This window comes from Rhodococcus sp. 852002-51564_SCH6189132-a, assembly GCF_001665495.1.
Classification (GTDB): Bacteria; Actinomycetota; Actinomycetes; order Mycobacteriales; family Mycobacteriaceae; genus Rhodococcus; species Rhodococcus pyridinivorans.
This window is the reverse complement of the sequence record NZ_LZMJ01000057.1, coordinates 28,311-48,300: the sequence shown is the minus strand read 5'-3', so window position 1 is coordinate 48,300 and position 19,990 is coordinate 28,311. Positions and strand designations below refer to the sequence as shown.

Sequence of the window (19,990 nt, the reverse complement as noted above, 5' to 3'; positions counted from 1 at the left end):
CTGGAGTTCCTTCTGCACGACGGTATTCGGTTGATCTACAAGGGTGTTCATCGACGCTGCACCCGCTGCGCGCGACGTTGAGCACGGTTGCCGGGGATCCCGTCGCCGTCGCGGGTGGCCTCGAAACGGCTGTAGGCGTCGACGATGTCGGAGACGAGCCGGTGCCGCACGACGTCGCTGCTGTCGAGTCGCGCGATGTGGATGTCGTCGATGCCGTCGAGGATCTCGGTGGCGGCGGCGAGACCCGAACGGGCGCCGCCGGGCAGGTCGATCTGCGTGATGTCGCCCGTCACGACGATCTTGGAATTGAAGCCCAGACGCGTGAGGAACATCTTCATCTGTTCGGCGGTGGTGTTCTGCGCCTCGTCGAGGATGATGAACGCATCGTTCAGGGTGCGGCCACGCATGTACGCCAGGGGTGCGACCTCGATGACCCCGGCCTGCATGAGCTTCGGGATCGCCTCGGGATCCATCATGTCGTGCAGCGCGTCGTGCAGTGGACGCAGATACGGGTCGATCTTCTCGTGCAGGGTGCCCGGCAGGAAGCCGAGCCGCTCCCCTGCCTCGACGGCGGGACGCGTGAGGATGATGCGGTTGACCTGCTTGGTCTGCAGCGCCTGCACGGCCTTTGCCATGGCGAGATAGGTCTTGCCCGTACCAGCCGGTCCGACACCGAAAACGATGGTGTGGGCATCGATCGCGTCGACGTACCGCTTCTGGTTCAGGGTCTTGGGCCGGATCGTCTTCCCGCGCCGCGACAGAATGTCGAGGCTGAGCACGTCGGCCGGCGACTCGGAGAGCCCCTGGGTGAGCATGCCCACGGTGCGACGCACGGCGTCGGGCGCGAGCGATTGTCCGCGACGGACGATGGTGACGAGTTCGGCGAGCGCACGTTCCGCGAGGGCGACGTCGGCGGGCGCTCCGGTCAGCGTGACGGTGTTGCCCCGCACGTGGATGTCCGCCGCCAGGAGGGCTTCGAGGGCGATCAGATTCTCGTCCGCGGCTCCGAGCAGGGGCGCTGCGGCCTCCGAGGGGAGGTCGAGGCTCGATTTGACCGTGGTCGGCTCGAATTCGGGGGGCTCGTGGGGTCGGTCTGGTTCACTCACGTGGACGGTACGTCCTGCTTTCGGTTCGGCTCCTGCACGACGGTCGTCGTGTTCGTGCCAGTCTAGCGCCGGACGAAGCGCACCCTCCCGCAACAGGGAGTTTCAGCGGGGTTGGATTCCGCCTTCACCAGAACCCGCCTCCGCGAGCCACCGCCGTGCCTCGGCGAGGATCCCGGGTGCCCGGTCGGGTGAGACCCCACCGAGCACGAGATTGCCCAGGACGATCGTGTCGCCCGAGTCGTCCACCAGCCCGAGATTGGCCTGCTCGAGTGTGGCCATCGTCAGGCCCTCCATCATCCCTACGAGCACGGGCGCCGGGAGGTAGTCGGAGAGCTGGCTCTGCGCGAGGCCGCGTTCGACGTGCCCGAGGACACGTGAGCGCACCGGGGAGACCAGCTCGGCGATGCGCTGCTCTCCCATCTCCTTGCGGGCGAAGGAGAGCAGCACGCGGTAGCGGTCGCCGATGGGCCAGGTCCGCAACGCCACGACCGCGAGCGCGACCGCGGGATCGTCCGGCTCGGGGTGGTCGAGAGCCTCGGCGAGTGCGGTCGAGGCGTCGTCGACGATCCCCTCGACGAGGGCTTCCCGGTTGGGGAAGTGCGCATAGACGGTGCGGCGGACGACACCCGCGGCTTTGGCGACATCGTCCATGCTCGCGTCGGAGTCGGCCGCAAAGCACATCACCGCAGCGTCGAGTATGCGCATGCGGTTCGCATTGAATCGGGTTCGCGGTCGTGTGACCGAGTTCTCCACGTTCTCGCCCTCTTCCGCTGACTGTGATCTGTCTTTCATTTTAGTTGCACACGGATGTGCAGCTGCGTAACTTGCACACCACCGTGTAGATCGGGGCTCAGGTCCCGGCCCGTGTCGCACCCGAGGAGAGCCCATGCCCACTGCCGTGACCCTCGCAGGAGGGACCGCAGCGAAGGAACCCTACCGGCTGCGCTGGGCCGGACTGGCGGTGCTGTGCCTGAGCCTGCTCATCGTCGTGATGGCCAACACCTCGCTCATCGTCGCCGCACCCGGCATGCTGCGCGAACTGCAACTCACCAGCGCCGACATGCAGTGGATCATCGACGGCTACACCGTCCCCTATGCCGCGCTGATGCTGCTGTTCGGCGTGCTCGGCGATCGATACGGACGACGTCGCGCGTTGCTGGCGGGCCTGGTCGTCTTTGCCGCCGGCGCGGTCTACGGATCGTTCGCCGACAGCGCCGGCGACGTGATCGTCGCGCGCATCGTCATGGGGGTGGGCGCCGCCGTGATCATGCCTGCGACACTGTCGCTGCTCGTCGCGATGTTCCCCGTGCACGAGCGTGCCCGCGCGATCGCAGCCTGGGCCGCCACGTCCGGACTCGCCATTGCGCTCGGTCCCCTGCTCGCCGGATGGCTCCTCGAATCGAACTCGTGGGGTTCGACCTTCCTCATCAACGTGCCGATCGCGGCATTCGCGGCGATCGCGGCCCTGATCCTCGTGCCGGCCTCGAAGGCGGACGATCTCACCCGCACCGACTGGGTCGGCGGCGCCCTGTCGGTCGCTGCTCTCGGCGGAATCGTCTACGCGATCATCGAGGGGTTCCACTTCGGTTGGGGCACCGGGGTGATCGCCACCTCGATCGGCTCGGTGATCGCCGCGGTGCTCTTCGTGGTGTGGGAACTTCGCCACCCCCGGCCGTTGCTGGACGTGCGTCGGGTCGCGGACCGGACCGTCGGCGGTGCGTGCGTGTCGGTGTTACTGCTCTTCCTCGTCGCCTTCGGCGCCATCTACTTCGTCGCGCAGCAGTTCCAGTTCGTGCTCGGTTACGGCCCGCTCGAGACCGGTCTGCGTCTGCTTCCCCTCGCGGTGACGGTCTCGCTCGGCGCGGCGCTGAGCGGCCGGTTCGCGCCCCGACTCGGTGCGCGGGCCCTCGTGGGCACGGGCATGGTCGCCGCTGCGGCAGGCATCCTCACCTTGACCGTCACGGCCGGCGCCTCCGGCTTCACGCCCTTTCTGATCTCGTTGTTGCTGCTCGGATTGGGCATCGGCCTGGCCACATCCCCGTCCACCGACCTGATCATGGGCGGCTTCCCCGACTCGGACCTCGGAGCGGCGGGCGGGTTGAACGACACCGCAGTGGAATTCGGCGGGTCTCTGGGCATCGCCGTGCTCGGCTCGATCCTCGCGACCACCTATCACCGCGAGATCTCCGGGTTCCTCGACGGATTGCCGTTGGCGGACCTGACAGGTCCGATGGCCGATCAGGCCGCGATGGCGATCGAGGCGGCCGGCGATTCGGTGGGCGGTGCGGCGATCGTCGCGGAGGAACTCGCAGCGAACCCATTCGCGGCGTCGTACGCACAACCGCTGCTCGACGCGTCGTCCGCAGCGTTCGCCGAGGCGATCTCGTCCGCGAGCCTCGTCGCCGGCATCGTCCTGCTCATCGGCGCCGCGGCGGTCACCACGCTACTCCCCCGCGGACTCCACACCCGCACCGGCAGCGAGGCCGAGATCGGCCACTGACCGGACGGTGAGCAGGTCGAGCGATCGCGCCCAGGCCCGGGTGCTCCGGTTCAGGAAGGCGACGTGATCCTCACCGTCGAACAGCTCCAGCGACACCGGATCTCCTGCCGCGTCGGCCGCGTCGACGTAACGGTGCGCGACACTCACCGACACCTGCTCGTCGGCGGTGCCGTGCAGCACCGCGACCGGCACACCGATCGGCGGCCGGTGCGTCGGCGAGGCCGACCGATAACACTCGGGTGCCTCCGCGTAGGACGCACCGAAGAGCGCCTCGAACGCCTCCACGCGACGACCGCGCTCCCCGGCGGTGACGAGGTCGAGCGCACCCGCCTGCGAAACCACGAATTCCGGTCGCACCGACGTGCACTCACCCGCGAGCCACACCGCCAGCTGGCCTCCCGCAGAGTGACCGACGAGCCGCACACGGTCGAGATCGACCTCGACACCGCCGCGCTGCGCGTGCGGAACGACCTCGGTGAAGATCGTCTCGTACGCCGCGACCACATCGGCGGACATCTCGTCCCACGCGCCACCGGCCTCGAGACGGCGGTACTCGACGTTCCACGCCACCACACCGCGACGCGCGAGTTCCACGGACAGCGCCGTACCGAGGGTGAGCTGGTAGCGGCCGTGCCACGAACCGCCGTGAACGACCATGACGGCGGGAACGGGCCCCGTCACCGTCGCGGGGTCTGGTAGGAAGACGTGCCCGAACTGCTGCGAGTGGGTGCCGTAGGCGATCTTCGTACGAGCCAAGAGAGGAAATTCCTTCGATACGTATGGTCGGGACCCGCAAGCGATCCCGCAGCACAGAGAATCGGGACCCGCAAGCGATCCCTCAGCACAGAGAATCGGGACCCGCAAGCGATCCCTAGTGCAGGGGCCTGGTACGCCACCGGTCGGTCAACACACCGATCGCGCCGAGTGCGACGGCCGCGGCGGTCGAGGTGCGCAGCACCGTGGGGCCGAGACCGACGGCCACCGCGCCCGCGTCGACGAGGGTCTCGACCTCCGCGTCGTCGAGTCCGCCTTCGGGACCGACGATCAGCGTCAGCGAATCGACGTCGCGCACGGGCAGATCGGCGAAGGGGATCGTGGCGGATTCGTGGAGCACCGCGACGACGTCGCCGCGCTCGACGGCCGAGCGGACCCGTGCGACGACCTCGGGTGTGCGGTGCAACCCGGCGACCGTCGGCACGTGCGCGCGCCGCGACTGCTTCGCCGCGGACGTCGCGACCGCCTGCCACTTGGCAACACCCTTGTCCGCCTTGGCATCCCACCGGGCAACACAGCGCACCGACTGCCACGGTACGAACTCGTCGGCGCCGGCCTCGGTGGCCAGTTCGACGGCGAGTTCGGACCGGTCGGACTTCGGCAGCGCCTGCACGACGGTCACGCTCGGACGCGGCGGGTCGACAACGCGACGACCGAGCACGAGCGCTTCGAGCCGGTCCTTCGCGACCGCCGTGACCTCGACGTCGGCGACCTCACCGGCACCGTCGGACAACACGAGCCGCTCGCCTACCGCGATACGGCGCACCGTCGCGGCGTGCCGGCCCTCCTTGCCGTCGAGCACGGCCGTCCGCCCCTCGTCGGGCAGCGGGTCGAGGTAGAACAGTGTCGCGGCCACCCGAGCGACCTAACGGGCGCTGAACGCGTCGCGCAGGCGCGAGAACAGGCCGCCGGTGTTCTGCGAACCCGTGGTCACGACCTCGACATGCTCCCGGTCGCTGTGCCGGCGCAGGTCCTCGAGCAGCTTCGTCTGCTTGTGATCGAGCTTGCTCGGCACCACGACCTCGAGATGCGCGTGCAGGTCGCCGCGCGTACCCGAGCGCAGCTTCGGCATGCCGTGGCCGCGCAGCACCGAGACCGAACCGGGCTGGGTGCCGGGATCGATGGTGATCTCGGTGGGGCCGTCGAGGATGGTCTCGATCGTCACCTTGGTGCCGAGCGCAGCGTCGACCATGGGCACGCGGATGGTGCAGTGCAGGTCGTCGCCGTCGCGCACGAAAACCTCGTGCTGCTGTTCGAGCACCTCGACGTAGAGATCGCCGGCAGGACCGCCGCCGGGGCCGACCTCGCCCTGGGCCGCGAGGCGGATGCGCATCCCGTTGCCGACGCCGGCGGGCACCTTGACGGTGACCTCGCGGCGGGCGCGCACGCGGCCGTCACCACCGCACTTGCGGCAGGGATCCGGGATCGTCTCGCCGACACCGCGGCAGGTGGGGCACGGGCGGGACGTCATGACCTGGCCGAGGAAGGAACGCTGGACGGACTGGACCTCACCGGCGCCACCGCAGGTCTCGCAGCGCACGGGCTTCGAATCGCCGTGGGTGCCGGAACCGGTGCACGCGTCGCACAGGATCGCGGTGTCGACCGTGACCGTCTTGGTGACGCCGCGAGCGCATTCCTCGAGGGTCAGGCGGGTGCGGAGCAGCGAGTCGGCGCCGGGCTGGACGCGGCCGCGCGGACCGCGGGAACCGCCGGCCCCACCACCGAAGAACGCCTCGAAGACATCACCGAGGCCGCCACCGAAGCCGGCGCCGCCGAAGCCGCCCGCACCGCCGCCACCGGGTTCGAGCGGGTCGCCGCCGAGGTCGACGATGCGTCGCTTCTCGGGATCCGACAGCACCTCGTAGGCGGCCGAGATCTCCTGGAAACGCTTCTGCGCCGACTCGTCGGGGTTCACATCCGGGTGGTGCTCGCGCGCCAACTTGCGGTACGCCCGTTTGATCTCCTGGTCGGTCGCGTTCTTGGACACGCCGAGCGTCCCGTAGTAGTCCCGTGCCACGTTTGGTTCTCGTCCTTACGTCGTTCTACAGAGCAAAAATGGACGGTGCTCAGCGTTCGCCGAGCACCTCACCGATATATCTCGCAACGGTGGCGACCGATGCGATGGTTCCCGGATAGTCCATCCGGGTGGGGCCGAGCACTCCCAGACCACCGAAGACCGTACCCGCGGCCCCGTAGCCGGTGGACACGACCGAGGTGGTGCGCATCTCCTCGAACTGGGTCTCCTCACCGATGCGGACGGTGACCCGGCCTGCGTCCTGGCTGGACGCGAGCAGTTTGAGCACCACGACCTGCTCCTCGAGGGCTTCGAGGACCGTACGCAACGAGCCCGGCAGCATGCCGTGGCCGTCGAAGTCGGCGGCGTTGCGGGTGAGATTGGCGGTGCCGCCGAGCACGAGACGCTCCTCGGGGTGCTCGACGAGGGTCTCCACCAACACGGTGGTGCACCGGATGAGCGCGTCGCGCAGATCGTCCGGTGCGTTGTCGGCGAGCTCGGTCACTGCGACGGAGGCCGCGGCGAGCCGCTTGCCGGTCAATGCCCCGCCGAGCAGCTCACGCAACCGCGACAGGCCGTCCTCGTCGATCACGTCGCCGAGTTCGACGATGCGCTGATCGACGCGGCCCGAGTCGGTGATGAGCACGAGCAGCAGCCGCGCCGGTGTCAGCCCGACCACCTCGAGATGTCGCACGGACGACGCGGAGAGCGTCGGGTACTGCACGACCGCGACCTGGCGGGTGAGCTGCGCGAGCAACCGCACCGCGCGGCGCAGCACGTCGTCGAGGTCGACGCCCGATTCGAGGAACTGCAGGATTGCGCGGCGCTCGGCCGACGAGAGCGGTTTGACCTCCGCGATCCTGTCGACGAACTGGCGGTAGCCCTTGTCGGTGGGCACGCGTCCCGAGCTCGTGTGGGTCTGTGTGATGTATCCCTCTGCTTCGAGCACAGCCATGTCGTTGCGGACCGTGGCGCTGGACACTCCGAGATTGTGCCGGTCGACGAGAGTCTTGGAGCCGATCGGCTCCTTGGTGGACACGTAATCCGCCACGATGGCGCGCAAGACCGTGAATCTCCGCTCCTCGGTACTCGACAACCCGCCACCTCCGTTTCCGCCGCCTGCAGGACTGCACCTCTCGGGGCCGTACCCTGTCAGTCTAATCGCGCGACGACCTCGAAGGTGTCGGGCACGTGTGCGATACCACCCCGAACCGGAAGCGACGCCTTCGGCGCGTCCCCCGTAATGTGTTCACATGATCTTCAAGGGCGTCCGGGACGGCAAGCCGTATCCCGATCACGGACTGTCTCTGCGCGACTGGTCGAGGATTCCGCCCCGCCAGGTGCGCCTCGACGAGATCGTCACGACGACGAAGGTGCTCGAACTCGACCGGCTGTTGTCGGAGGACTCGACGTTCTACGGCGATCTGTTCCCACACGCCGTCCAGTGGCAGGGCGTGCTGTACCTCGAGGACGGACTCCACCGTGCCGTGCAGTCTGCGCTGCGGAACCGGACGGTGCTGCACGTGCGTGTCTTCGAGTACGACGTGCTGATTCCCGGTGGCGTGCCCGACCCGGGCGCCGAGGTTCGGGGCCCGTCGCCCGCATAGCCCGATCAGGGGTGGATACCGTGGAGCCCCGCGATGTGTCGAGTGTGATCGTCACCCTCACGTTCGTCACCGTCGACGGCCGGACCGAGTCGGATAAGTACTAGGTGTCGGTGGTCGAGAACCGTGGGCGGCTGTCGGTCTACGACTCGGAGCGCATCGGAGCAGCATGACGCGACCGGTCGGTCGGAGCAGCATGACGCGACCGGACGGTCAGTCGTCCGCGCCGAGCAGGATGGTGCGGACCACCGCGTCGGCGAGCAGCCGGCCCCGGTCGGTCAGCACGAGCTGATCGTCGCGCTCCACGGCGAGCCCGTCGGCGACCACCGTCTCTGCTGCCTCGCGCTCACCGTCGTCGAGCTCCGACAACGGCAGGCCCGTGCGCAGCCGGACGGTGAGCATGACGAGTTCGGTGTGCCGGTCCTCGGCCGTGAGGTGTTCGCTGCCCCCGACGGGCAGGACTCCGTCGGCGAGGGTCGACGCGTAACGGGCGGGATGCTTGACGTTCCACCAGCGCACGCCACCGACGTGGCTGTGCGCGCCCGGCCCGGCGCCCCACCAGTCGCCGCCGTCCCAGTAACCGAGGTTGTGGGCGCAGCGCGCCGACGGATCATCGGCCTTCGCCCAGTTGGACACCTCGTACCAGGTCATCCCGGCGTCGGCGAGTCGCGCGTCGATCCGCTCGTACCGCGATGCGAGCACGTCGTCGTCCGGAGCCGGCAGCTCGCCGCGACGGACACGGCGAGCGAGGGCGGTGCCGTCCTCGACGATGAGCGCGTACGCCGAGACGTGGTCGACCCCCGCTTCGAGCACGGCGTCGAGGGAGGCGTCGAGGTCGGCGTCGCGCTCGCCGGGAGTACCGTAGATCAGATCGAGGTTGATGTGGCCGAAACCGGCCGCGCGCGCTTCCTTCGCCGCCGCGACGGGACGCCCGGGTGTGTGGGTGCGGTCGAGGACCGCCAGCACGTGGGGCGCCGCGGACTGCATGCCGAGCGACACGCGGGTGTATCCGGCCTCGCGGATCGACGAGAAGAACTCCGTGGAGGTCGACTCCGGGTTCGATTCGGTGGTCACCTCGGCGCCGGGAGCGAGCCCGAACGAGTCGCGGATCGCGTCGAGCACCTGCGCGAGACCGTCCGCGCCGAGCAGCGAGGGTGTTCCGCCGCCGACGAAGACCGTCTCGGCAGCGGGAGTCCGTCGTCCGGATTCGGACAGCAGCCGGGCACCGGCGTCGAGTTCGCGGCGCAGACCCTCCAGCCAGGACTGCGGCGACGCCGCGCTGCCGAGTTCCCCGGCCGTGTAGGTGTTGAAGTCGCAGTAGCCGCAGCGGGTCGCGCAGAAGGGCACGTGCACGTACACACCGAACGGTCGCGTCCCCACTCCTGCGAGTGCCGAAGCGGGAAGTTCGAGACCGGCCGGACGACCCGCGATACCGATTTCCGTGCCGGTGCGTCGACCGATCTCAGTGCTGTTCACGCCCTCCAGTGTTCCAGAGACCTGAAGGGCGGCTCCGCGCGCGACGCCCCTACCTCGACATTTCCCGAAAATCGGGTGGAAATACCGCCCGCAATTCGGAATCGCCCCGGTGACATGGCACAATGGTCCGCATGACAGGACACGGAGTGCGACTCGTGGCGCGACGCCACGTCGACTTCAAGCGCGTCTGCGCATCCTGTTGTCTGCCTTGCGCCGCTTGTCTCTGCGCCGACTGTCTCTAGTCGGCACTCCCCGGCACATCCCAGATCCCGCCGGGTCGAAGCATGCGTGCACGAGGTCAGCTCCCTCCTGCGCTCGTCGATCCGGTTCCAGCGAGTATCAGGAGACCCTGTATGTCGTCGATCACCGACGTCACGCCCGCCGACGAGTCGGCCACTCCCGCCCGCCGCGCGCGTCCCGCCAAGCGTCGCGCCGAAGGCCAGTGGGCCCTCGGCTACCGGGAGCCGCTCAACGCCAACGAGCAGACGAAGAAGGACGACAACCCGCTCAACGTCCGCAAGCGTATCGAGAACATCTATGCGCAAACCGGTTTCGACGGAATCGACAAGAGCGATCTGCGCGGCCGCTTCCGCTGGTGGGGTCTGTACACCCAGCGCGAGCAGGGCTACGACGGCACCTACACCGGTGACGAGAACATCGACCTGCTCGAGGCGAAGTACTTCATGATGCGGGTGCGCTGCGACGCCGGCGCCCTGAATCTCGCGCAGCTGCGGACGATCGCCGGTATCTCCACCGAGTTCGGTCGCGACACCGCCGACCTGTCCGACCGCGAGAACGTCCAGTACCACTGGATCGAGGTCGAGAACGTCCCCGAGATCTGGCGTCGTCTCGAATCGGTCGGCCTGAAGACCACCGAGGCGTGCGGCGACTGCCCTCGCGTCGTGCTCGGTTCGCCGCTCGCCGGTGAGTCCCTCGACGAGATCATCGACGGCACCCCCGCGATCGACGAGATCGTGCGCCGCTACATCGGCAACCCCGAGTACTCGAACCTGCCGCGCAAGTTCAAGACCGCGATCTCCGGCCAGCAGGACGTCGTGCACGAGATCAACGACGTCGCCTTCATCGGCGTCGAGCATCCCGAGCACGGCCCCGGCTTCGACCTGTGGGTCGGCGGCGGCCTGTCCACCAACCCGATGCTCGCGCAGCGGGTCGGCGCCTGGGTGCCGCTCGAGGAGGTCGCCGATGTGTGGGAAGGCGTCGTCGCGATCTTCCGCGACTACGGCTACCGGCGGCTGCGGTCCAAGGCACGCCTGAAGTTCCTCATCAAGGACTGGGGCATCGAGAAGTTCCGCGAGGTGCTCGAGACCGAGTACCTCAAGCGTCCGCTCATCGACGGCCCGGCCCCGGCCGCACCGGAGCGTCCCATCGATCACGTCGGTATCCAGAAGCTGCGCAACGGCCTCAACGCCGTGGGTGTCGCGCCGATCGCCGGTCGTGTCTCGGGCACGATCCTGTCGAAGGTCGCCGACGCCGCCGAACGTGCGGGTTCCGACCGGATCCGGTTCACCCCATACCAGAAGCTGATCGTGCTCGACGTGGCCGACGACAAGGTCGAGCAGCTCGTCACCGAGCTCGAGGCGCTGGGTCTGCCGGCCTCGCCGTCGCCGTGGCGCAAGAATCTCATGGCGTGCACGGGAATCGAGTTCTGCAAGCTGTCCTTCGTCGAGACGCGCAAGCGTTCGCAAGCCCTCGTGCCCGAGCTCGAGGAGCGTCTCGCCGACATCAACGCGCAGCTCGACGTCCCGGTGACGATCAACATCAACGGCTGCCCGAACTCGTGTGCGCGCTCCCAGATCGCCGACATCGGCTTCAAGGGTCAACTCGTCGACGACGGTGAGGGCAACCAGGTCGAAGGTTTCCAGGTGCACCTCGGCGGTGCGCTGGGCTTCGACGCGAAGTTCGGACGCAAGCTGCGCCAGCACAAGGTCACCAGTGCCGAGCTCGGCGACTACATCGAGCGGGTGGTGCGCACCTTCGTCAAGGAGCGCACGCCCGGCGAGCGCTTCGGCGAATGGGTCGTCCGCGCCGAGGAGGCAGACCTGCGATGACGGGCACTGCTGCAGCGGTCGACACGAAGACGGATCGGGAAGGGACGCGATGACGATCGATACGAACATCGACGAGCTCCGGAGTATTGCCGCGCAGGGGGCGGCAGAACTCGAAGGTGCGTCGGCGCAGGAACTCCTGCGGTGGACGGACGAGACCTTCGGTACCCCCACCACCGACGGTGGACGTAGCGGGTACATCGTCGCGTCCAACATGCAGGACGGTGTCCTGGTCCATCTGGCCGCGCAGCAGCGCCCCGGCGTGGACGTGCTGTTCCTCGACACCGGCTACCACTTCGCCGAGACGCTCGGCACGCGCGATGCGGTGGAGCAGGTGTACGGCGTGAACATCGTCAACGCCCGGGCGCAGCAGTCCGTCGCGGAGCAGGACGCCCTGCTCGGCAAGGATCTGTTCGCCCGCGACCCGAACGAGTGCTGCCGCCTGCGCAAGGTGGTGCCGCTGAAGGAGAGCCTGAAGGGCTACCGCGCCTGGGTGACCGGAATCCGCCGTGTCGAGGCGCCCACCCGCGCGAACTCACCGCTCATCTCGTTCGACGACGCGTTCGGACTGGTGAAGATCAATCCGATCGCGGCATGGTCCGACGAGGACATGCAGAACTACATCGACGAACACGGGATCCTCGTCAATCCGCTCGTCGACGAGGGCTACCCGTCCATCGGGTGCGCCCCGTGCACCACCAAACCACTTCCCGGAGCCGATCCGCGCAGCGGGCGCTGGGCCGGCCGAGCCAAGACCGAATGCGGGTTGCACGCCTCATGACACTCACCGATACGAATCCCACCGAGACCCGGACGCTGCTGGACGGCAACCGGTTCGACACCCTCGACGCCCTCGAGTCGGAAGCGATCCACGTCTTCCGCGAGGTCGCGGGCGAGTTCGAACGCCCCGTCATCCTGTTCTCGGGAGGCAAGGACTCCACCGTCCTGCTGCACCTCGCCATCAAAGCGTTCTGGCCCGCGCCGCTGCCCTTCGCGCTGTTGCACGTCGACACCGGCCACAACCTCCCCGAGGTCCTCGAGTTCCGCGACCACGTCGTCGAAAAGTACAACCTCCGACTGCACGTCGCGAGTGTCGAGGACTACCTCGCCGACGGCCGGCTCACCGAGCGTCCCGACGGCATCCGCAACCCGCTGCAGACCGTGCCGCTGCTCGACGCGATCTCGGAGAACCGGTTCGACGCCGTCTTCGGTGGCGGCCGCCGCGACGAGGAGCGTTCGCGCGCCAAGGAGCGGATCTTCTCGCTGCGCAACGCATTCGGCCAGTGGGATCCGAAGCGTCAGCGTCCGGAGTTGTGGAATCTGTACAACGGGCGGCACGCACCCGGGGAGCACGTGCGTGTCTTCCCGCTGAGCAACTTCACCGAGCTCGACATCTGGCGCTACATTGCCCGCGAGAACGTCGAACTGGCGAGCATCTACTACGCGCACGAGCGCACCGTCTACCGCCGCGACGGCATGTGGATGACCCCGGGTGTCTGGGGCGGTCCGGCCGAGGGCGAAGAGCTCGAGACGCGTTCGGTACGCTACCGCACCGTCGGCGACGGATCGACCACCGGCGCGATCCTGTCCGAGGCCTCCACGAACGAGGAGATCCTCGCCGAGGTCGCGGCGTCACGACTGACCGAGCGCGGCGCCACCCGCGGCGACGACCGGGTTTCCGAAGCGGCGATGGAAGACCGCAAGCGAGAGGGCTATTTCTGATCATGAGCGACCTTCACGAGCAGAGCGTGCAGAGCGACACGCAGCTGCTGCGCCTCGCCACCGCCGGTTCGGTCGACGACGGCAAGTCCACCCTGGTGGGACGACTGCTCTACGACACCAAGTCCGTACTCGCCGACCAGATCGACGCCGTCACCCGCGCGTCGGTCGACCGCGGCCTCGACACCCCCGACCTCTCGCTGCTCGTCGACGGCCTTCGCGCCGAGCGTGAGCAGGGCATCACCATCGACGTGGCGTACCGCTACTTCGCGACGCCGAAGCGCAGCTTCGTCCTCGCGGACACCCCGGGTCACGTCCAGTACACCCGCAACACGGTGTCGGGTGCGTCCACCGCGCAGCTCGTCGTCCTGCTCGTCGACGCGCGCAAGGGTGTCGTCTCGCAGACCCGCAAGCACGCCGCCGTGCTGGCCCTGCTCGGTGTGCCGAAGCTCGTCCTCGCGGTCAACAAGATCGACCTCGTCGAGGATCCGGCCTCGGTGTTCGCGCAGATCTCCGCCGAGTTCGGGGAACTGACGAGTTCGCTCGGCTGGGCACCCGAGGACGTGCAGGAGATCCCGGTCTCCGCGCTGCACGGCGACAACGTGGCCGTGCGCAGCGAGAGCACCCCCTACTACGACGGCCCGACGCTCATCGAGCACCTCGAGTCGGTTCCCGTCGACGCCGATGTGCACGGCCGGCACGAGACCGGTCTGCGCTTCCCGGTGCAGTACGTGATCCGTCCCCGCACCGCCGAGTTCCCCGACTACCGCGGCTACGCCGGTCAGGTCGCGGCAGGGTCCGTGCGCCCCGGTGACGAGGTCGTCGTGCTGCCGTCCGGTGTCCGCACCACCGTCGAGCGCATCGACAGTGCCGACGGCGCATTCGATGTCGCGCACGCCGGCCGGTCGGTGACCCTCGTGCTCGCCGACGACGTCGACGTCTCCCGCGGCGACATCATCGCCACCCCGGAGGCGGCACCCGAGCCGCTGTCGGAGTTCGAGGCCACCGTGTGCTGGCTCGCCGAGAAGCCGTTGCGCCCGGGCGCCCGGTTGCTGCTCAAGCACGGCACCCGCATCACGCAGGCCATCGTCGGGACGATCGACGAGCGGTTCGACGAGCAGGATCTCTCCTCCGTCCCGAGCCCGGAGAGCATCGAGCTCAACGAGATCGCGCGCATCACGGTGCGTGTGGCCGAGCCGATCGCCGCGGACGACTACCGCATCAACCGCCGCAGCGGCAGCTTCCTGCTGATCGATCCGGCCGGGGGCAACACCCTCGCCGCGGGTCTCGTGGGCGACGGACTCGCCGACATCGAGCTCGGGGACCGCGTCCCGGCATGATGCCGCTCGTCGCCGTCGCGCACGGCAGTCGCGACCCGCGTTCGGCGCAGGCCGTGGCTGCCGCGCTCGACACCGTCCGGGCCGAGAACCCTGGTCTGGACGTGCGACTCGCGTTCCTCGACCTGAACACCCCGTCGGTCGGTCAGGCTCTCGACGCGCTCGCCGCGGACGGGCACCGGCAGGTCGCGGTGGTGCCGCTGCTGCTCGGCAGCGTCTTCCACGCGCGGGTCGATCTGCCGGCCCTGTTGCACGAAGCGCAGCAACGTCATCCGCTGCTCGAGGTGCTGTGCTCGCCGATCCTCGGCGACGACGATCTCCTCGTCGACGCGGCTCGCGATCTCATCACGGCCACGGGGGTGTCGGCCGACGATCCGTCCGTCGGTATCGCAGTGTGCGCGGTGGGATCGCGACGCCCCGAAGCGAACCGGGCGACCGGGCTGGTCGTGCCCCGCATTCTCGTCGGCACGGCGTGGACGCAGGCCGCGGCGTGCTTCGCCACGACCGGTCCGTCCGTGGGGACGACCCTCGCCGACCTCACCTCCCGCGGTGCCCGCACCGTCGTGCTGACACCGTGGATCCTCGCCCCCGGACTGCTGTGGGACCGTGCCTGCGCCGAGGCCGACAGCCTCGGGCACGTGCGGGTCGCGCAGACCCTCACCCGGCACGATGCCGTCGCGCGGGTGATCACCGAGCGCTACACCGAGGCCGTGCACCGGCGGCGCGGACTGCGCGTGGCCTGAGTCACTTCCGGATCTCCACCCGAGTTCACGCACGATTTGCATTCCTCCGCTACAACGGAGTCACGGTCGTCGTCCGACGACATCGGTGATCCGGGAGGGCCTCACGTGCAGAACGAACTTCGGCGCTACATCGATCGGCTCCGCACGGAGGGCTATTCGGTGCGCGACGACCACGGTGAGGACCCCGATCTGATCGACATCGAGGGCCGGGCCGTCGACACCTGGCGGGAGAACTATCCGTACGACACCCGGATGGACCGCGCCACCTACGAGGTCGAGAAGTATCTCCTGCAGATCGAACTGCTGAAGTTCCAGTCGTGGGCCAAGGACAACGGCTCCAAGCACATCATCGTGTTCGAAGGTCGCGACGCCGCCGGCAAGGGCGGCACGATCAAGCGGTTCCAGGAGTACATCAACGTCCGGCACGCCCGGACCGTCGCGCTGAACAAGCCGTCCGACCGTGAGCAGGGCCAGTGGTATATGCAGCGCTACATCCAGCACTTCCCCACCGCCGGTGAGCTCGTACTGTTCGACCGCTCCTGGTACAACCGAGCCGGCGTCGAACGGGTCATGGGTTTCTGCAGCGACGACGAGTACGAACGTTTCATGGAGCACGTCCCGTTGTTCGAGAAGCTCGTCGTGGACGCCGGCATCACCCTGACGAAGTTCTGGTTCTCCGTCACCCGGAGGGAGCAGCGCACGCGCTTCGCCATCCGCCAGCTCGATCCGGTGCGGCGGTGGAAGCTGTCGGAGATGGACCTCGAATCGCTCGACAAGTGGGACCAGTACACCGACGCGAAGGAAGAGATGTTCCGGCGCACCGACACCGACTGGGCGCCGTGGACGACCATCAAGTCCAACGACAAGAAGCGGGCCCGGGTCAACGCGATGCGGTTCTTCCTCAACCAGTTCGAGTACGACGACAAGGACCGTCAGATCGTCTTCCCGGCCGACCCGAGGATCGTGCAGCGCGGCAAGGACGCCGTCGGCGACTAGCTGCCGGGAGGTCGTGCTCCGGGCGTGCCGAGGTGCGCAGGACTGGCGCCCAGACTGTGATCCGTACCACACTGGATGGTGACGCGAGGAGGCAGCATGGGCACAGCCAATGTCGGTCACGGAATCGTCGTCGGCATCGACGGATCGGACAGCGCACTCGATGCGGCCCGGTGGGCCGCCTGCGTCGCCCGACGTCTCGGCGAACCGATCGACCTGGTCCACGTTCATCCCCCCACCTCCGGCGACGGGACCGACCCGTCGGAGGAAGCCGTTCTGACCGCCGCGGAAGCGGCAGTTCGGGGCGCGGTCGACCGGGTCGAGGTCCGGCGGTCCACTCCGTCGGGCAAGCCGGATCGAGTGCTCACCGACCTGTCGCGCGAGGCACGGATGATCGTCCTCGGCCACACGACCACCACGGAGTGGGAGTCGATGATCCGGCGCTCCGACGTCGTGTCGGTGGCCAACCACGCGGAATGCCCGGTGGTGACGTGGCGCAGCCGCGACGGATTCCAACCGCCCGACGGGCGCCCGGTCGTCGTCGGAGTGGACGGCACCGAGGTCAGCGAGTCCGCCGTCGAGCATGCGTTCGCGACCGCCGCGGCGCTCGAGGCACCCCTCGTCGCGATCCACACCTGGACGGAGCAGTCCACGCTCACCTACGGCGAGGGGTCACGGTTCACGGACTGGACGGCCTACGTCGAGCACCGGAGGGAGGAGATGAAGTCGCATACCTCCGGGCACACCGAACGGTTCCCCGACGTCGCGATCTCCTACCGGGTCGAGCGGGGCAAGCCCGACATCGTCCTGCTCGAGGAATCCAAGAGTGCCCAGCTCGTGGTGGTCGGCAGCCACGGCCGGAGCCCGCTGGCCGCTGCGGTGGTCGGCTCGAGCAGTCAGGGACTCATCCATCACAGTTGCTGTCCGGTCATGATCTGCCGCGCCCACCACCGATCGGAAACCGAGGCCCACTGAGCCGACCCGCGTGACCCTCGAGTCCCCCGCTCGGTTACTGTGCGGCGGTACCGAGCGGGGCGGTCTCCGACGCGGCCGGAGCGTGCGCGTAGACGGTGTCGCCCGCGACGAGCCCCAGGTCGTGGGTTTCGCCGCGGGTGATCTGCGTCGTGAACTGCTCACCCGTCGCGTCGTTGCGCAGTTCGACGCGCACCTCGAAGCCCAGCCGGACCACACGCTCGACGGTCGCCCGCGTGACACCGACCGAGCCGCCGGAGGTGTCGGAGAGCGCAGGTTGCCGGGCGAGCCGGATGTCGTGCGGCCGCACCAGCACGCCGTTGAGCTTGGACACCGTCCCGAGGAACGACATCACGAAGCTGTTCGACGGGCGATCGTAGAGTTCCTCCGGCGTTCCGACCTGTTCGATACGTCCGGCATTCATCACCGCGATGCGGTCGGCGACGTCGAGCGCCTCCTCCTGGTCGTGCGTGACGAGCACGGTGGTCACGTGCACCTCGTCGTGCAGGCGGCGCAGCCAGGTCCGCAGGTCGGCGCGCACCTTCGCGTCCAGGGCACCGAACGGCTCGTCGAGCAGCAGCACCTGCGGGTCGACGGCGAGAGCACGGGCGAGCGCCATGCGCTGACGCTGGCCACCGGACAACTGCGCCGGATAGCGTCGCTGGAACCCGCCGAGCCCGACGATATCGAGCAGGTCGTCGACCCGCTTCGTGATCTCGGCCTTGGGCCGCTTGCGGATCTTGAGTCCGAAGGCGACGTTCTCGCGCACGGTCATGTGCTTGAACGCGGCGTAGTGCTGGAAGACGAAACCGATGTCGCGCTTCTGCGGGGTGACGCCGGTGACGTCCTTACCGGCGATGTGGACGGTGCCCGCGTCGAGGGTCTCGAGGCCGGCGATCGAACGCAGCAGCGTCGACTTCCCCGAACCCGAGGGTCCGAGCAGGGCGGTGAGCGAGCCGGACGGGATGTCGATGTCGACGTCGGCGAGTGCGGCGAAATCTCCGTAGTTCTTGCGCGCCCCGGTAACAGTGATCATTCGGTGGTCCTCTTCCGGTCGAGCAGGGTCATCAGCAGCAGGACGATCACCGCGATGGCCATGAGCAGGGTCGCGGCGCTGTAGGCGCCGAAGGTGTTGTGGTCGTCGATGTACCGGGCGTGCACGAGCAGCGTCAGGGTCTGGGAGACGCCGGGGAAGCCGGACGAGACCATGATGACGGCGCCGAACTCGCCGAGGGCCCGCGCGACGGTGAGGACGATGCCGTAGGTCAGGCCCCAGCGGATCGCCGGCAACGTGATCCGCCAGAAGGTCTGCCAGGTGTTCGCGCCGAGGGTCGCGGCGGCCTGCTCCTGCTCCTCACCGATCTCGCGCAGCACCGGTTCGACCTCGCGCACGACGAACGGCAGCGTCACGAAGATCGTCGCGAGCACCATGCCCGGCAGGCCGAAGATCACCTTGAAGCCGAGATCCTCGACGGCACCGAACCAGCCGTTGGCGCCCCACAACATGATCAGGGCGACACCCACGACGATCGGCGAGACCGCGAAGGGCAGGTCGACGACGGCCTGCAACAGTCCCCTCCCCGGGAATCTGCCGCGGACGAGCGCCAGCGCGACGACGATGCCGAAGATCACGTTCACGGGCACGACGATCGCGACGATGAGCAGCGACAGGTTCAGAGCCGAGATCGCCGCCGGGGTGCTGATCGACTCGGCGAACGCCACGATGCCGTTCTCGAAGGTGCGGTAGAGGATCACCCCGATCGGGACGAGCAACAGTACGAACAGGTAGGCGAGCGCGACGAAGCGCAGCGACAGTCGGGATGCGAGGGACGGTTTCACCGGTCGTCCTCCTCTCGGCGCAACCCCCGATTCGCGACCAGGCGCAGGACGAACAGCACGACGAAGGCGATCACCAGCAGCGCGACGGAGACCGCGGCGGCGTTGACCGGCCGGTCGATCTCGATCTGCTGCTGGATGTACTGCGACGCGACCTGGGTCTTGTACGGGATGTTGCCGCCGATGAGCACGATCGAGCCGTACTCACCGATGGCGCGGGCGAATGCCAGGCCGGTGCCGCCGAGGACCGCCGGCGCGAGCACGGGCAGCACGACCGTGCGGAAGATCGTGAAGTTGCCGGCGCCGAGCGAGGCGGCGGCCTCCTCGACCTCACGGTCGGCCTCGATGAGCACCGGCTGCACCGAGCGCACCACGAACGGCAGCGTGACGAACGCCAGCGCCACCACCAGTCCCGGCTCGGTCGCGTTGAGCTGCACACCGATCGGGCTCTGCGGCCCGTACAGCGAGAGCAGCACGATGCTCGCGACGATCGTCGGTAGCGCGAAGGGCAGGTCGATCAGGGCATTGACGAACTTCTTGCCCGGAAACTCGTCGCGGACGAGCACCCAGGCGATCACCGTGCCCATCACCGCGTTGATCGCCGCGACGACCAGCGAGACGACGACGGTGATCCGTAGGGTCGCCAGGGCGGCCGGAGCGGTGATCGCATCGACGAACGTCCCGAGACCGTCCGAGACGGAGTGGAAGGCCAGGGCCGCGAGGGGAAGCAGGACGATCAGGCTCAACCACAGTGTGGCGATGCCGATACCGAGGGGCCCGACGGCGCCGGTGAACATCCGGCGTTGTGGTCGGGCGGGGGCCGTGGCGGACGGCCGGCGACGCGAACCCG

Annotated in this window: 19 protein-coding genes; 9 read left to right on the top strand and 10 right to left on the bottom strand. The window is 68.5% G+C overall.

What is annotated here, in order from left to right; translation table 11 throughout:
* Window positions 1–47 precede the first annotated feature (47 nt).
* Window positions 48–1,106, bottom strand: a complete 1,059-nt coding sequence (locus tag A5767_RS13630) for a PhoH family protein (protein ID WP_006554479.1) — start codon at window positions 1,104–1,106, stop codon at window positions 48–50.
* Between the two features lie 102 nt (window positions 1,107–1,208).
* Window positions 1,209–1,811, bottom strand: a complete 603-nt coding sequence (locus tag A5767_RS13625) for a TetR/AcrR family transcriptional regulator (protein ID WP_170318574.1) — start codon at window positions 1,809–1,811, stop codon at window positions 1,209–1,211.
* A 181-nt stretch (window positions 1,812–1,992) separates the two neighbouring features.
* On the opposite strand from A5767_RS13625, the gene A5767_RS13620 reads away from it, so the two are divergent.
* Window positions 1,993–3,606, top strand: a complete 1,614-nt coding sequence (locus A5767_RS13620) for an MFS transporter (protein ID WP_052040097.1) — start codon at window positions 1,993–1,995, stop codon at window positions 3,604–3,606.
* Here A5767_RS13620 and A5767_RS13615 read toward each other — a convergent pair.
* From A5767_RS13615 to hrcA, 4 genes are all read right to left on the bottom strand, one after another.
* A complete protein-coding gene (locus A5767_RS13615) occupies window positions 3,550–4,362 on the bottom strand; it encodes an alpha/beta hydrolase family protein (RefSeq protein WP_033097763.1) in 813 nt (270 codons plus the stop codon). The genes A5767_RS13620 and A5767_RS13615 overlap by 57 nt on opposite strands.
* 115 nt (window positions 4,363–4,477) lie before the next feature.
* Window positions 4,478–5,236 carry a 16S rRNA (uracil(1498)-N(3))-methyltransferase gene (locus tag A5767_RS13610; RefSeq protein WP_064061337.1) on the bottom strand — a complete coding sequence of 253 codons (759 nt, stop codon included), beginning with the start codon at window positions 5,234–5,236 and terminating at the stop codon, window positions 4,478–4,480.
* Between the two features lie 9 nt (window positions 5,237–5,245).
* Window positions 5,246–6,397 (bottom strand): molecular chaperone DnaJ, encoded by a 1,152-nt coding sequence (gene dnaJ, locus A5767_RS13605; protein WP_006554483.1) that lies wholly within the window; start codon window positions 6,395–6,397, stop codon window positions 5,246–5,248.
* 49 nt (window positions 6,398–6,446) lie between these two features.
* Window positions 6,447–7,490, bottom strand: a complete 1,044-nt coding sequence (gene hrcA, locus A5767_RS13600) for a heat-inducible transcriptional repressor HrcA (RefSeq protein ID WP_006554484.1) — start codon at window positions 7,488–7,490, stop codon at window positions 6,447–6,449.
* Window positions 7,491–7,647: 157 nt separating this feature from the next.
* On the opposite strand from hrcA, the gene A5767_RS13595 reads away from it, so the two are divergent.
* The gene (locus tag A5767_RS13595; RefSeq protein WP_006554485.1) at window positions 7,648–8,001 is read left to right on the top strand and encodes a type II toxin-antitoxin system VapB family antitoxin; all 354 of its coding nucleotides are present in this window, start codon (window positions 7,648–7,650) and stop codon (window positions 7,999–8,001) included.
* A gap of 210 nt (window positions 8,002–8,211) precedes the next feature.
* Here the strand turns inward: A5767_RS13595 and hemW are convergent, their stop codons facing one another.
* Complete coding sequence (hemW, locus tag A5767_RS13590) at window positions 8,212–9,435, bottom strand: radical SAM family heme chaperone HemW (protein ID WP_174556243.1); 1,224 nt, start codon at window positions 9,433–9,435, stop codon at window positions 8,212–8,214.
* Between the two features lie 392 nt (window positions 9,436–9,827).
* On the opposite strand from hemW, the gene A5767_RS13585 reads away from it, so the two are divergent.
* The 7 genes from A5767_RS13585 (at window position 9,828) to A5767_RS13555 (ending at window position 17,307) form a co-directional block, all read left to right on the top strand.
* On the top strand, window positions 9,828–11,543 hold the full coding sequence (locus tag A5767_RS13585; protein WP_019288351.1) for a nitrite/sulfite reductase: 1,716 nt from the start codon (window positions 9,828–9,830) through the stop codon (window positions 11,541–11,543).
* A 49-nt stretch (window positions 11,544–11,592) separates the two neighbouring features.
* Window positions 11,593–12,321 (top strand): phosphoadenylyl-sulfate reductase, encoded by a 729-nt coding sequence (locus A5767_RS13580; RefSeq protein ID WP_006554488.1) that lies wholly within the window; start codon window positions 11,593–11,595, stop codon window positions 12,319–12,321.
* Window positions 12,318–13,262 (top strand): sulfate adenylyltransferase subunit CysD, encoded by a 945-nt coding sequence (gene cysD / locus A5767_RS13575; RefSeq protein WP_064852508.1) that lies wholly within the window; start codon window positions 12,318–12,320, stop codon window positions 13,260–13,262. Before A5767_RS13580 ends, cysD begins: the two co-directional genes overlap by 4 nt.
* Window positions 13,263–13,264: 2 nt before the next feature.
* A complete protein-coding gene (locus A5767_RS13570; RefSeq protein ID WP_006554490.1) occupies window positions 13,265–14,599 on the top strand; it encodes a sulfate adenylyltransferase subunit 1 in 1,335 nt (444 codons plus the stop codon).
* Window positions 14,596–15,339: a sirohydrochlorin chelatase gene (locus A5767_RS13565; protein WP_064852507.1), complete on the top strand. Its 744-nt coding sequence runs from the start codon at window positions 14,596–14,598 to the stop codon at window positions 15,337–15,339. Before A5767_RS13570 ends, A5767_RS13565 begins: the two co-directional genes overlap by 4 nt.
* A gap of 105 nt (window positions 15,340–15,444) precedes the next feature.
* Window positions 15,445–16,335 (top strand): polyphosphate kinase 2, encoded by an 891-nt coding sequence (gene ppk2, locus A5767_RS13560; RefSeq protein WP_006554492.1) that lies wholly within the window; start codon window positions 15,445–15,447, stop codon window positions 16,333–16,335.
* Between the two features lie 96 nt (window positions 16,336–16,431).
* The gene (locus A5767_RS13555; RefSeq protein WP_064852506.1) at window positions 16,432–17,307 is read left to right on the top strand and encodes a universal stress protein; all 876 of its coding nucleotides are present in this window, start codon (window positions 16,432–16,434) and stop codon (window positions 17,305–17,307) included.
* Between the two features lie 34 nt (window positions 17,308–17,341).
* On the opposite strand, the gene A5767_RS13550 is transcribed toward A5767_RS13555, so the two are convergent.
* The 3 genes from A5767_RS13550 to cysT are packed head-to-tail and all read right to left on the bottom strand — an operon-like array spanning window position 17,342 to window position 19,937.
* Entirely contained in the window at window positions 17,342–18,340 is a 999-nt protein-coding gene (locus tag A5767_RS13550; protein WP_064852505.1) for a sulfate/molybdate ABC transporter ATP-binding protein, read from the bottom strand.
* Complete coding sequence (gene cysW, locus A5767_RS13545; RefSeq protein WP_019288355.1) at window positions 18,337–19,143, bottom strand: sulfate ABC transporter permease subunit CysW; 807 nt, start codon at window positions 19,141–19,143, stop codon at window positions 18,337–18,339. The genes A5767_RS13550 and cysW overlap by 4 nt, the downstream gene beginning before the upstream one ends.
* A complete protein-coding gene (gene cysT, locus A5767_RS13540; RefSeq protein WP_016694104.1) occupies window positions 19,140–19,937 on the bottom strand; it encodes a sulfate ABC transporter permease subunit CysT in 798 nt (265 codons plus the stop codon). Before cysT ends, cysW begins: the two co-directional genes overlap by 4 nt.
* Between the last annotated feature and the right edge of the window lie 53 nt (window positions 19,938–19,990).